Origin of the sequence: Nonomuraea sp. NPDC003804, assembly GCF_040610675.1 — a bacterium.
In the GTDB taxonomy this organism is placed as follows: domain Bacteria; phylum Actinomycetota; class Actinomycetes; order Streptosporangiales; family Streptosporangiaceae; genus Nonomuraea.
Genome location: NZ_JBEXMT010000010.1, coordinates 134,342 through 147,009, shown reverse-complemented (window position 1 = coordinate 147,009; position 12,668 = coordinate 134,342). Strand labels below are relative to the sequence as shown.

Sequence of the window (12,668 nt, the reverse complement as noted above, 5' to 3'; positions counted from 1 at the left end):
CTCTCGCGCTCTCGTCAGGGCCTGGCGCCCTGGTCGAGGAAGGTCAGCATCTGCTCGATCTGCGCCTGCCGCGACCGCTCCACCTGCCCGGCCCACTCCTTCACCCGCGGGTTCGTCCCGTTGTAGACCTCGACCCGCGCCATCTGGATCGCGTCGTCCTGGTGGGCGATCAGCAGGTTGATCAGGTCCCGCTCGTTCTTCACCGCGGCGATCCGCGCCCGGTCGGTCTCTGGGAGCCCGCCGTGCCCGGCGTGGGCGTCGGACGGGGCGGTCAACGGCTGGTCCCATGCCGACAGCCACCTGGTCATCGTGGTGACCTCGGCCGCCTGGGTGCGCTCGATCGCTGCGGCCAGCGTCTTCATCCCGAGGGTGGTGGCCTTGCCGCCCGCCAGCCGTACGATCTCGATGCCCTGCTTGTGGTGCGGGATCATCATCTGCAGGAACATTACGTCGTCGGCGTTGACCTGCTCCTGCGGCTGCTCGCCGCAGCCCGCCCCGAGGAGCAGGGCCGCGGCGAGGGCGGCGATCAGACGCGCTTCCACAGCGCCGGCACGTTGGGCGGCTCCCATCCGGCGATGGCCGTGTGGGCCTGCAGGCACTCGTAGGACAGACCGGCGTACGTCACGCGGTCACCCCCCTTGTAGGCCTTGCCAGCCTGCCACGTCCCCGCAGGCACTGTCGAGGTCGGCGTAGGCGTGGGCGTGGGCGTCGGGGTGGGGGTGGGGGTCGGGGTGGGCGTGCCGCCGCCTCCGCCGAAGTCGACGTCGGAGCAGGTGTAGAAGGCCTCATTGCTGCCGACGACGCGCTGCCAGATCGAGTAGAGGATGTGGCGGCCGCTGCGCTGCGGCAGGTTGATCGTCCAGTTCGTGAACGTCGTGGGGTTCTGGTTGGTGAACGTGCGGATGTGCACGAGGTCCGACCACTTCAGGGGCATGGTCGGGTTCCACCCGTCACGGGTGATGTAGAACTCGAAGTTGCTGTTGGAGTGGGGTGCGGTGGCGTGGTAGGTGAGCGTGAAGCTGCCCGATCGCACCGACGTGGCGGGCCAGTCGGCGCGCTGCAGGTCGAGGCCCCGGTACTTCTCGCGTCCCGCGCTGCAGAGCTTCCCGTCGGGGATGAGCTCGCGATGCCGCCCGCCCGCTTCGAGGAGGGAGACCTCGTTCCAGTCGTAGAACGCCTGGGTCCCGCCGGCGGCGACAGCGGCCTTGCAGGCGTCCGACCTGGGCGCCTCCGGGCCTTCGTTCTTACAGACGTAGACGCGGCTCGGCGGGTTGGACATCGTGCCGTGTGCGTTGGCGGCGCCGGCGGGGAGGAGGACGAGAGCGGCTGTTCCTGCGGCTAAGGCGGCGGTTCTCTTGTTCACGGGAGCTCCCGGGGTGTTAACTAACAGGAAACCTTCCTAAGGATTAACTTTGAACGACCCCCCGCGCAAGGGCCCCTGTCAGCAACTTTTCCGTTCTGGCGGTCCCGTCGCCACTTCGAGCGTTCCAGAGTTCGACGGCCCGCGCCGCCGTCGCGAACGGCGCGGGGAGGACGGATCCCCGCGCCCTCGCTCGGCCTTCCGTGTCGCGAGCTACCGCGCCGCGGCCGCCTCCGCCGCCCGGTGGTCCTCGACGGCCCGGTCGACCTCCTCCTCCACCAGGTCGGTGTTGATGGCGATGGCCGCCGCCGAGCCCATGCCCGCCGCCGTGATCACCTGCGCCCGCCGGTCGGCGACGTTCCCGACCGCCCAGACACCGGGCATGCTGGTACGGCCCGAGCCGTCGGTGACCAGCCAGCCGTGCGCGTCCTTCTCGCAGCCCAGGCCGGCCAGCAGCGCGTCGTGCGGCGTCATGCGCGGGACGACGAACGCCGCGCTCCTCGGCACGACCCGCCCGTCGGCCAGCTCGACCCCGCGCAGCCGGTCACCGTCCACCACCAGCCGCTTGATCACGCCCTCGACGACGGGCACCCCGCGGGCGGCCAGCCGTACCCGGTCCTCGTCGGTCAGCTCGAGCGTGTGCGAGAAGAGCACGACGTCGCCCGACCACTGGCGCAGCAGCAGCGCATGGTGCAGCGCGCCCGGGTTCGTGCCGAGAACACCGATCGGCTCGTCACGCACCTCGTACCCATGGCAGTACGGGCAGTGCAGCAGATCTTTGCCCCACCGCTCGCGCACCCCGGGGATGTCCGGCAGCTCGTCGCGCAACCCGGTGGCCACCAGCACCCTGCGGGCCGTCAGCGTCGCCCCGCCGGCCAGCTGGACGGCGAAGCCCGGCTCGACCTGGTCGACCTGGTCGAGCTGATTGACCTGATCGACGCGGCCCTCGACCCACCGCGCGCCGTACCCGGTCACCTCGTCCCTGCCCACCGCGAGCAGGGCCGCGGGGGACATGCCGTCCCTGGACAGGAAGCCCTGCATGTGCGCGGCCGGGGCGTTGCGGGGCTCCCCCGCGTCCACCACGGCCACCCGCCGACGGGCCCTGGACAGCACCAGCGCGGCGTTCAGCCCTGCCGCGCCGGCGCCGATCACGATCACGTCGTACTCGGCCACGTTCGTCATGTGGATCATGGCGATCACCTCCGTACCCAGAGTGCGACCGCGGGCGCCGAAGCCGCAAAATCTGTTGCCATTTCCGGGACACCTTCGCCTGCGCCACACGCCACGCCCGGACACCGGCCGTTCCTGGCCTCACCGCCGACCCGGGCACCGGCCGTTCATGGCCCCACCACCAGTCGGCCCGGGACGACGGCCGCTCATGCTCCGACCCACCCGCCGTCCCAGGGCGCCGGCGCCGCTCGCGCCCCACCCACCCGCCAACCCGGGGCACCGGCCGTTCGTGGCCCCACCACCAGTCGGCCCGGGACGACGGCCGCTCGTGCTCACGCCCACCCGCCGACCCGGGACGCTCCAGGCCCCCCGTCGCGGGCGTTGATCCGCGGGGGCGGGCACGCCATGCTGCTTCGGTGAAGGCGCACCCGACCGGCACGGAGTGGTCCCGATGGGAAAGAAGTTCTCGATCCGCGGTGTCGAGTTCGACCTCGACGACATCACCGACGCCCACCTGCAGCGGGGATACTCCGGAGGGCACCTCGAGGTGACGACGGCGGACGGCAGCAGCCACGTGTTCTACCTGGACATCCGGGACGCCTATGACGAGCAGGCGTATCTCATCCTGAAGTACGAGTCGGGCTGCTATTCGGAGACGCGTCCGAGGAGCTGGGGCAGGACCGAGTGACGAGCGCCGGGTTTGTCGGTGCCGCCTGCGAGAGTCGGGCCATGCCGACCTCAGGTCTCACCCCCATCGCCGCCTTCTGGGACTCCTCGGCGGACACCTTCGACGACGAGCCCGACCACGGCCTCCGTGACCCGCATGTCCGCGCCGCCTGGGCCCGGCGGCTGGCCGGATGGCTGCCCGGGCCGTCAGCCGAGGTCCTCGACCTCGGGTGCGGGACGGGGTCGCTGACCCTGCTCCTCGCCCAGCTCGGACACCATCCCACCGCGATCGACCTGTCGCCCCGCATGATCGCCCAGGCGGAGCGCAAGCTGTCCGAGGCGGGCTTCGCCGTACCGCTGATCGTCGGCGATGCCGGCGATCCGCCGGGGGTGGGCCGCCATGCGTTCGACGCGATCGTCGTCCGCCACCTCGTCTGGACCCTCCCCGCCCCCGATGAGGCGCTCCGTCGCTGGCTCGACCTGCTCAGGCCGGACGGTCGCCTCATCCTCGTCGAAGGCCGATGGGGCGGTTCCGACGCAGGCGGTTCCTACGCCCCTGGATCTCCTCCGCTGCCGTGGCTGGGCGGGGTGCCCGCCGTACGGCTGATCGCGGCGCTGGAGCCGCACGCCCGCATCGTCCACACCGAGCACCTCACCGACCCGGCGCTGTGGGGCCGTCCGATCAGCGACGAGAGGTACGTCGTGATCGCCCAGGCTCCTCGTCCTCACCGGTGAGCGGACACGACCACCGGCTCAGCCACTCACCTGCGCCATTTCGAGGAGCAGCATCGCGTCGTGGTCGGGCGTCCCGGGTTCCGCCTGGTAGACCACCAGCCGATGCCCTTCGCTGCGTGCGACGGTCAGCACCTCGTAGCTCAGCGCCATGGGGCCGACGGCGGGATGCCGGAAGCACTTGCGGCCGTTGGTGCGCCTGCGCACGTCGTACCTGTCCCACAGGGCCGCGAACTCCTGGCTCTTGACGACCAGTTCTCCCACCAGGCCGACCACGTCGGGCGCGTTGGGATAGGTCCCGGCGACGGCACGCAGGTGAGCCACCGTGGCCGCGGCCACCTCATCCCAGTTGCCGTAGACGCGTTTGCCCTGCGGGTGCAGGAAGGTGTAGCGGGCGGTGTTCCGCAACGCGGCCGGCCACTCCTCGATCCCCGGCAGCAGCCTCATCCCCGCCTCGTTGGCGGCCAGCAGGTCGTTGGCCCGGCTCAACACGTAGGCCGGGCAAGGACGGACGATCTCCAGCAACCGCCGCACCTCGGCCCTGACCTGCTGGGGCGGCCGGACCGCGGTCGGCCTGGCCGCGGGAGCGTTGGCCAGCTCGAACAGGTGCCCTCGCTCGTCATCGGTCAGCCGCAGCACCCCGGCGATCGCCTCCAGCACCGGAGGGCTGGGATTGCCCTGCTTGCCCTGCTCCAGGCGGGTGTAGTACTCGATGCTCACCCCGGCCAGCATCGCCACCTCTTCGCGGCGCAACCCGGGCGTACGGCGGCGCCCGGTGGTGGCGGGCAGCCCCACCTCCTGGGGCGGGATCCTGGACCGCCGAGCCCGGAGAAACTCTCCCAAATCACTCTTCGCTGGCATTCCCACAGTATGTCGCTCCGTCGATACCCAAGGGGGGCCCTGCCAGGGCACCCCTTGGGCGGGCCTGCCGCACCGCGCCCCGAGGCAGGCACGCTGGTTCCGCACGCCGAACCACCAACCGCTGACCAAGGAGAAGAACGATGGCCGTTGTGGCAATCGTCGGAGTGGGCATCATGGGCCAGGGCATGGCCGCCAACCTCGCTCGCCACGGGCACGACGTGGTCCTGTGGAACCGCAGCCCGCTGCACCGGTCGATCTCGGACACCGCGCTGGTCGCCCCCACCCCGGCCGAGGCGGCTCGCCAGGCCGACGTGGTCTTCGAGGTGACCGCCAACGACGAGTCCTCGCGCACGGTCTGGCTGGGCCCCGAAGGCATCCTGGCCGGCGCCCGCCCCGGCACGATTCTGATCTCCTCGGCCACCCTGTCGGTCGACTGGATCACCCGGCTCGCGGCCGTCTGCGCGGAGCGGGACCTCACCTTCTACGACATGCCGCTGACCGGCGGCGCGGCAGGTGCCAGGACCGGCAACCTCACCATGCTGGTCGGCGGCGATCCGGCACGGCTGGCCGAACTCGACCCGGTGCTGACCGCCGTCTCCCGGGAGGTCCGGCACTTCGGCCCCGTCGGCGCCGGCACTCGCTTCAAGCTGGTGCTCAACGCGCTCCAAGCCGTCCACATGGCCGCGTTCGGCGAGGCGATGCGGCTCGCCGGGGTGGCGGGCCTGGACCTCGGCCAGGTGGGGGCGGCGCTGCTGGAGCGGCCGGGCGGGGTCATCACCACGATGGCGCACGACAACCTGGTCACCCCGCCCGAGCCGATCAACTTCTCCGCCGAGTGGGCACGCAAGGACCTGGACTACGCCTCCCGCCTGGCCGGGCCGACCGACTACCCCCTCCTTGACGCCACCCTGGCGGTCTTCACCCAGGCCGTGACCGAGGGCCACGGCGCGGAGGACTGGAGCGTCGTCAACCGGCCACGATCCTGAACGGGTGACCGGCCGCGCTCCGCCACCATCCCGAACCGGTGACCGGCTGCGCTCCACCACGATCCTCAACGGGTGGCCGACCGCGCTTCGCCACCATCCTCAGCGGGTGGCCGGCCGCGCTCCGGCCGTCAGGGGCGGGGCCGTTCCGCCGGGACAAGCGCAAGCGTCGCGGCGGTGTGATGCCTCACGAGCCCCTCCATGAAGTCCCGGTCGGGAAAGTCGCCTTCCAGCAGCCGCAGCGGGCCGGCGACCAGCGACAGGTGCTGCGCGAGCCGGTAGAGCTCCATCCGGCGCTCGTGCAGCCCGTCGACGTGCAGGTGCGCGTAGTGCTCGTGGAACCGGATCCGCAGGAAGACGTGCTCCCACTCGACGTCGAAGAACATCGTCCCCTCGATGTCGACGAGCACCGGCTCGTCCTGGTCGTCGACCAGGACGTGGTCCGGGCCCAGCTCGCCGTGGATCAGTCCGTGGCTCGACCGAGGCTCGATGGCGGCGGCCAGCTCCTCGAGAACGGCGACGCACTCCGCCCTCGCCTCCCCGATCCTCCCGACACGGGCGGCGGCCTCGTCCAGATCCCGGAGCGCGCGGTCGAGTACCGCCGCCACGCAGGAGTCCGGCTGCGCGACCGAACCGTCGGCCACCTCAGCGATCTTCCCGATGCGCGGGCTCGTGCGCTGCCGCATCCGCTCCAAGGAGCGGGCGAGCTTCCCGAGGATCGCCGTTCCGCCCTGCGGGTCGTCGTCCAGCCGCCTCTCCAGCGTCCCGCCGCGCACGTCCTCGACGAGAGCGAGATCGGCGGGAAAGCGCGACTGGGAATCGTCGGCGACGTACAGCCGCGGCACCCGGACGCCCACCTCCTCCAGCAGCCCGTGGGCGGCCGAGAAGAGGCGCAGACCCGAGGCGTGCGAGAAGGGCCCCTCATCCTCCACCGCGGCAGGCCAGTAGTTCTCGTCGTCGGACCAGAGGTACAGGATCGCGGCGAACCCGTCGTCGAACACGAGCCGGTAGACGCCCTTCTTGCTGCCCCCTCTGATCCGCTCCACGCCGCCCACCCGACGGCTCGCCCCGAAGACGCTCCGCGCCAGGTCACTGACGTCCCCACGCTCCAGAAACACCCGACCACCCGCAAGCCCCATGATCAGAACTGTAACGGCGCCGGGGCCGTCGACGAGGAAGCGGGAGCGTCCGTCCACCGGCTATGACCTGGACACCTCGGCCGGCGACATCGCAGCCTCGGTGACCACCCGCCAAGACAACTCGATCATGCTGCTGGGCAGCGTTACGCTTCCGGGCGTCTCATGATTCCAGTGCTCCCCGCGGAACAGCGACGGAACTCGAGCGGAGCGTGGAGGCCGCCATGGCAATACCCAAGAAGGGCTCGCGGCTCATCGCCGTGGACGACACCGTCTACCGCTGGCGTGTCCGCCACAAGCCGACCTACAGCCAGGGGAACGACTGAGCCCGCTGACCTTCGCCGTCGAACGAGCCGAGAACCCTGGAGGCGTCCTGCGCCCGGCCGGACAACTGGTCAGGAGTACGAACGATCGTCATCCGTCCCGTCCTCGTCAAAGGATGCATCCGGCGGGCCGTCGAACAAGGATGGAACTCGCCGAAATCCGTTCACGCCACGACCCCGGGCACCTCGCCTCCCGCTCGATCACCGCGTCAACGCCGTGCACGGCCGCCGTCCGAGCCGTGGAAGGTGCGCCGGCCAGGAGCGGGGGCGGTCAATAGCCGCTGTACTGGTCCCGCATCAGGTCCCAGAACGATCGGAAGCGCGTGGCTCCGGGCAGCCATGAGGCCATGAACCAGGCTTCCCACTCACCATCGGGGGTCTTGATGTGTGGGTTGAGCAGGAAGGCCCCTTCGTCGTGCTCGCCGATCCAGAGGGTGTCCGGGATGTACTCGGTCCGAAAGTGCAGGCAGCAGTCCTGCCCCTCGCCGTACGTGAAGTACTCCTCGTCAGATACGGGAGGAAGGTCCTCGTCAGACCACCCGAGCGCGATGTCTGAATCTACGTCTCGGAGCCAGCCGATTTCCGTGACCGACGCAAGGTGACCCTCTCCGTAGCCCACGATGTCCCAGCCGTTGGCGGCCTGGAGACATTGCCGGTAGCTGGGTGGAAGGATGATCCCCAGACGTTCCTCAGCGCGGGCGATCTCTTCCTCGCTGGCACCGGTCGAGCCCAGCCGTTGGGGATTCCGGGTCTCGTACTTACGCTGCTCGGCGTGATCGCGATAGTTCCACTCAAGGATCTTCTCGCTACCGGTGCGCAGAAGATCAAGCCAGGCGTAGGAGGGGGTGCTCATGGGCCGGAAGATACGGGGCCGCTCCGACACTTCGGCCTCGGAGGGTGGAGAACCCGCCCATGTACGGCAGCGCCGTCCCCGAAATCCAAGCGAACGGACAGACGTGGAATACGGCTGACGCCGCAGCTGACACGCGGGATGCAGCCGGCCGGGCATCGTGGGGCCCGGCCTTCACTGACCTGCCACGCCGCCGCGTCACAGGGGTCCGGACAGGACCCCGTGACGAGCGGTGGCCGCGCAGGCCGACATCCATCAAGCGGCGTCGAGAGCCTCGGTGATCTTGCGAGCCATCTCGGCCATGGCGGGGCTGGGCTCGCCCTTCCCGGGCCGGGCGGAAGCTTCGATGGCGACGATGACGGTGCGGCGGAAGTTGTCGGCCTCCGCCGGAGCCTGCTTCTTGAGCAGGCTCATGGCCGCCGTCAGGGCCGGCAGCACGTGGTCGGCGAGTGCGGCCGTGGACTTGCTGTTCAGGCCCTTGGGCGCCTTGGTGAGCACGTGCCCGACCAGGCCGGTCGCCGAGGTCAGGGCGATGGAGCCTTCGGTGGCGATCCTGTGGGGCGAGCCGGCGGCACCAGCGGCGGCCATCAGCGAGACGGCGCCCCACGCGGCGGTCCGCAGGGTGAACGTGTCCTGGTCGTTAAGGGTGATGGACATGGTGGTGTGCTCCTTCAGATCTGTTACGAAATTCAATTGATGGAATGCGGGCCTGTTGGTGCCGGGGGTGTCGAGATTGCTCAGGCCGGGTCGCCCGAGGAGATCTCGCCCGGCCTTGCGGCCGCACTCGCTGAACCGTTCATGGCATTCACCATCGCCGACCGCTCTGATACCGGGCTGTTCCCGTCCTGACGCGGCCGCTGACACGACACAGGCGGGGTCAGCTGGGTCGAGGGCTCCGGTGATCTCGCGGGCCATCACAGAGAGGCGGATCGCCACCGTCTCAGAGAGGCGGATCGCCGCCGTCAGCACCCCGGCGTGCACAGGCACAGCACGTCCAAGATCAGCAACGCCCGGACGGCCGCCGAGACCTCAGTCTGAGCATTGAGCAGGCTGGCCGGTGGCGGTCAGGTCCACCCGGCGTCGAACCGATGAACGTGCGCGCGGAGCCTCGTCCAGCCCGGCCTGGTCGGCACGGGCCGCGATCACTGCCCCTTCTCTCCTACTACTCCCCGAGCACAGCACACGACATGGGCCGGAGCATCCTCCGGGCCCATGTCGTGTGCGGGGATTGTTCCTTGAACGGTGGTGAAGTCAGCGGTTGTAGGAGCGAGCCGTCACGCTCCCAAGCCCATTACTCCCGTCCTTTGACAGATAAACGGTTATCCCTTCGTCGTGGAGGTTGATCCACCCGCCGCCCTGCCCGTAGGGGGCATCTTTCGCGCGTATGGAGTCGGCGTACAGGGTGCCCGGGTCGTTGGAGCCGCGCGTGCGCCAGACTTTCACCCCACCCGGGAGGAAGGTGATGTCTCCGTCACCGTCCTTAAGCCCCTTCACATACTCGGTGGCGACGCCGCTGACGGTGGCCTCGCCGGCGTACAAGGCGCCCGAGTCGTTGGAGCCGAATTCGCGCCACACGTGCATCGCGCCCTTGGAGAAGGTGAAGGTTCCGTCGCCCTTGGTCGACCCCTGTACCCACGGGGTGGTGACGCCATTGATGGCGGTGAGGGCATCCAGGATGGGATTGCGTACCTGAACGGTCGTGGTGAAGACGTGCCGCTGGGTGCCGAATGTGGCGACGAGGGTGTAGGTGGTGTCGCGCTTCGGGGCGTCGGCGGCGTCCAGCACCAAGGAGTACGGGCCATGCGACCCGGCGTGCTTGACCCTGGGAACGGGCTTCCGGCCCCCCGGAAACAGGATCTCGTAGGTGAAGTCGTCGGACCCCTCCCAGCTCAGCGTGACCTTTGTTCCGGCGTCCACGACGGCGTTGTCCGCGAGGAAGCTGTGCGGCGCCGGTATCTCCTGTGGCGCGGTCTTCACCAGCGCCACCGCCGTGTAACTGTTGCGCGGGCTCCCGCCCTTGCTTCTGCCGGCGTTCTCGGTCACCGTCAGCACGGCCAGCCCGGGTGTGGGGGCGACGGTGACGTTCTCCAGCGTCAGCACCATGTAGTCACCGGGGCCGAAGTTGATTGCTTTACCGCCCTTGTCGGTGACCTGGAATGCGGAGCCTTGCGTCTGGACGGTCACCGAACGGGGGCTACCTGACTTGATGTCGGTGTACTCGGCTTTGTGCGTGATCGCGGCGAAGTCCTGGGAAAGTGTGAGGTCGCCGGCGCCGGTGCCGACGGGAACCGTCAGCGTGATCTTGGAGTACGCCGTCTGCCCGGTGTTCGTGACGAGCAGGTACACCGTCCCCGTGGACTTGGACTGCCGCCCGGCCTCTGACGCCGCCAGGGGCGCCGGGTCGGTGAGCACGGTGTAGGTCAGCATGGTCAAGGTCGCGACTCCTTCTCTGGGAGGACGGCGCAGCCTGATGACCGGCGCGCCGAGATAGGACCGGGCTGGACAGGACGGGCAGCGATACGGGTGATACATCCGAAGTCCGGCGCTTGTGACGCACCGCAGAAGACCACCCTTAGATCCAAACGCCGGCATTGGAGCGCGACAAGAGCACTCAAGGACGCCACAACAGGACTAGTCAGCAACATCTTCAGCGCCTTGACACGCATTCGGACCATCCGTCACTGCACCACGGGAAGTAGCAAACCGCGCCTCGTTGCGCTGCAGACTGTCCGGGGCAAACGTGCTGCATGCGGACAGTGCGCCCGAGGTCCTGCAGCCGGCTCCCGCGCGTGCAGCACACCCAGAGGGGCGCGCGAGAGCGGAAGGCATCCGCGTGCCGATGGGGCCATGAGCCGGCCGCCGGCGAATCGCGCGCGCCCCTGAGCAGATCCATGAGAGCACTCGCCTTCGACACAGACCTGCCCTTCACCTACGCTTCCGAGCCCACCCCAGAAATATTCCTTGACACGAATATTCTCCATGGAGAATACTTCTCGGCATGGACGCACTCCTCGCCGCTCTGGCCGACCCGGCCCGCTGGCGGCTCGTGAGCCTGCTGGCCGAGCGGCCCCGGCCGGTCGGGATCCTCGCCCAGCTCGCCGAGGCACGCCAGCCGCAGACGACCAAGCACCTACAGGCTCTGGAGCGTGTCGGCGTCGTCACCTCCCAGCGCTCCGGCCAGCGCCGCATCTACGCGCTCCGAACCGAGCCCCTACGGGAACTGGCGGCTGCGCTCACCCGACTGGCCGACACCGCGGACCAGGCCGGCGGCCCGCGCGAGACCTACGACCGCTACGGTCTCGGCCTCCACACAGAGCGGCTCGCCGCCAAGGAACCGGGGTGGGCCGACGGCCGCTCGTTCACCTTCCACCGGCCGCTGGACGGGCGCCCGCAGGAGGTCTGGCGCCACCTGACCGAGGCCTCCCTGCTCGCCCACTGGTGGACACCGGACGACCTGCGCGTCTCCGAGCTCGTCTTCGAGGCGCGACCGGGCGGGCGGATCATCCATGAGTACCGCGACGCCGACGACGCCGACGGCTCCGACGTGGTCGCCGGACGCGCACACGGAGTCGTCGAGGACGTACGCCCCGGGGAGCACCTCGCCTACCGGCTCTCCCCGCTGCTTCCCGACGGCAGCCCGGCCTTCACCGCACACCTCGACCTCGACCTCCGGCCCACCGGTACCGGTACGGACCTCGACGTCCGCTTCGGCATCACCGACAGCACCATCGAGTCCGCGGACTTCATCGCAGGCATCGAGATCGGCTTCGGCCAGAGCCTCGACAAGCTCATGGCGACCCTCGCCGCGGATTCCAGCGACACCGACACAAGCGGCGACGCCGGAAATGACATCACCATGAGGAGCCCGAAATGACCAGCTCGACTGGCCGCAAGGTAACCGCGAACCTGAGCCTCACCCTTGACGGTCGTTACAACGGCCCCGGCGGGCCCAACGACTTCGGGCCGTTCGCCCCGTATGTGACCACCGACGTCGCGCGCGACCACATGACCCGCATCTGGGAGGACGCCACGACGGCGCTGCTCGGCCGACTCAACGCCGAGGGATTCATGGGCTACTGGCCGTCGGTCGCCCAAGACGACAACGCCGACCCGCGTGATCGCGGATACGCCACATGGCTGGTCGGCACCGAAAAGGTGGTCTTGTCGACCACCCTGGCCCAAGCACCGTGGGACCGCACCCGCGTCGTGAACGCACCCGCCGCCGACGTCGTCGCCGACCTCAAGACCACCGGTGATGGCGACATCCTCGTCAACAGCAGCGCGAGCATCATCAAGCCGCTGCTGTCGGCTGACCTGCTCGACCGGCTCTACCTCATGATCTTCCCCGAGATCGCCGGAGGCGGGCAGCGACTGTTCGACGACGGCCTGCCGGCCACCAAGTGGACGCTCACCCACCAGGAGACCGGCGAGCTGGGCGAGATGGCCATGGTCTACGACCGAGTCCGCTGAACCGGGCACAACCTGAAAATCGTCGGGCGGCGCCCGGCCCGCCGTGACGTGGTGCAGCGGCGGGGCCAAGACTCACCCTGCTGCCCGCCTGTCTGCGGATCACGGCTCTTCCTGTCA

14 protein-coding genes are annotated in these 12,668 nt (G+C 69.5%); 6 read left to right on the top strand and 8 right to left on the bottom strand.

What is annotated here, in order from left to right:
• Positions 1–14: 14 nt before the first annotated feature.
• From ABZX22_RS16315 to ABZX22_RS16305, 3 genes are all read right to left on the bottom strand, one after another.
• The gene (locus tag ABZX22_RS16315; RefSeq protein ID WP_354909276.1) at positions 15–542 is read right to left on the bottom strand and encodes a DUF305 domain-containing protein; all 528 of its coding nucleotides are present in this window, start codon (positions 540–542) and stop codon (positions 15–17) included.
• Positions 527–1,363, bottom strand: a complete 837-nt coding sequence (locus tag ABZX22_RS16310) for a lytic polysaccharide monooxygenase (RefSeq protein ID WP_354909273.1) — start codon at positions 1,361–1,363, stop codon at positions 527–529. The genes ABZX22_RS16315 and ABZX22_RS16310 overlap by 16 nt, the downstream gene beginning before the upstream one ends.
• Positions 1,364–1,573: 210 nt before the next feature.
• Positions 1,574–2,551, bottom strand: a complete 978-nt coding sequence (locus ABZX22_RS16305) for an NAD(P)/FAD-dependent oxidoreductase (protein WP_354909270.1) — start codon at positions 2,549–2,551, stop codon at positions 1,574–1,576.
• Positions 2,552–2,981: 430 nt separating this feature from the next.
• Here ABZX22_RS16305 and ABZX22_RS16300 point away from each other — a divergent pair, with 430 nt between their 5' ends.
• Both ABZX22_RS16300 and ABZX22_RS16295 read left to right on the top strand, forming a co-directional pair.
• A complete protein-coding gene (locus ABZX22_RS16300) occupies positions 2,982–3,218 on the top strand; it encodes a hypothetical protein (protein WP_354909267.1) in 237 nt (78 codons plus the stop codon).
• 41 nt (positions 3,219–3,259) lie between these two features.
• A complete protein-coding gene (locus ABZX22_RS16295) occupies positions 3,260–3,931 on the top strand; it encodes a class I SAM-dependent methyltransferase (RefSeq protein WP_354909264.1) in 672 nt (223 codons plus the stop codon).
• An 18-nt stretch (positions 3,932–3,949) separates the two neighbouring features.
• Here the strand turns inward: ABZX22_RS16295 and ABZX22_RS16290 are convergent, their stop codons facing one another.
• Positions 3,950–4,771, bottom strand: coding sequence for a helix-turn-helix transcriptional regulator (locus ABZX22_RS16290; protein ID WP_354909262.1), 822 nt, complete (start codon positions 4,769–4,771; stop codon positions 3,950–3,952).
• A 158-nt stretch (positions 4,772–4,929) separates the two neighbouring features.
• On the opposite strand from ABZX22_RS16290, the gene ABZX22_RS16285 reads away from it, so the two are divergent.
• Positions 4,930–5,775: an NAD(P)-dependent oxidoreductase gene (locus tag ABZX22_RS16285; RefSeq protein ID WP_354909260.1), complete on the top strand. Its 846-nt coding sequence runs from the start codon at positions 4,930–4,932 to the stop codon at positions 5,773–5,775.
• A 128-nt stretch (positions 5,776–5,903) separates the two neighbouring features.
• Here the strand turns inward: ABZX22_RS16285 and ABZX22_RS16280 are convergent, their stop codons facing one another.
• The 3 genes from ABZX22_RS16280 to ABZX22_RS16270 all read right to left on the bottom strand — a co-directional run bounded on the left by ABZX22_RS16280 (position 5,904) and on the right by ABZX22_RS16270 (position 8,738).
• Positions 5,904–6,890 (bottom strand): phosphotransferase, encoded by a 987-nt coding sequence (locus ABZX22_RS16280; protein WP_354909257.1) that lies wholly within the window; start codon positions 6,888–6,890, stop codon positions 5,904–5,906.
• Between the two features lie 612 nt (positions 6,891–7,502).
• Entirely contained in the window at positions 7,503–8,084 is a 582-nt protein-coding gene (locus ABZX22_RS16275; RefSeq protein ID WP_354909255.1) for an SMI1/KNR4 family protein, read from the bottom strand.
• Between the two features lie 252 nt (positions 8,085–8,336).
• Entirely contained in the window at positions 8,337–8,738 is a 402-nt protein-coding gene (locus ABZX22_RS16270) for a hypothetical protein (protein WP_354909254.1), read from the bottom strand.
• Positions 8,739–8,744: 6 nt separating this feature from the next.
• Between ABZX22_RS16270 and ABZX22_RS16265 the strand changes: the two genes are divergently transcribed.
• Entirely contained in the window at positions 8,745–8,930 is a 186-nt protein-coding gene (locus ABZX22_RS16265) for a hypothetical protein (protein WP_354909252.1), read from the top strand.
• A gap of 402 nt (positions 8,931–9,332) precedes the next feature.
• Here the strand turns inward: ABZX22_RS16265 and ABZX22_RS16260 are convergent, their stop codons facing one another.
• Positions 9,333–10,514, bottom strand: coding sequence for a hypothetical protein (locus ABZX22_RS16260; RefSeq protein ID WP_354909249.1), 1,182 nt, complete (start codon positions 10,512–10,514; stop codon positions 9,333–9,335).
• Between the two features lie 565 nt (positions 10,515–11,079).
• Here ABZX22_RS16260 and ABZX22_RS16255 point away from each other — a divergent pair.
• Both ABZX22_RS16255 and ABZX22_RS16250 read left to right on the top strand, forming a co-directional pair.
• Positions 11,080–11,955, top strand: coding sequence for a metalloregulator ArsR/SmtB family transcription factor (locus ABZX22_RS16255; RefSeq protein WP_354909247.1), 876 nt, complete (start codon positions 11,080–11,082; stop codon positions 11,953–11,955).
• Positions 11,952–12,551, top strand: a complete 600-nt coding sequence (locus tag ABZX22_RS16250; RefSeq protein ID WP_354909245.1) for a dihydrofolate reductase family protein — start codon at positions 11,952–11,954, stop codon at positions 12,549–12,551. Before ABZX22_RS16255 ends, ABZX22_RS16250 begins: the two co-directional genes overlap by 4 nt.
• Positions 12,552–12,668: the final 117 nt, after the last annotated feature.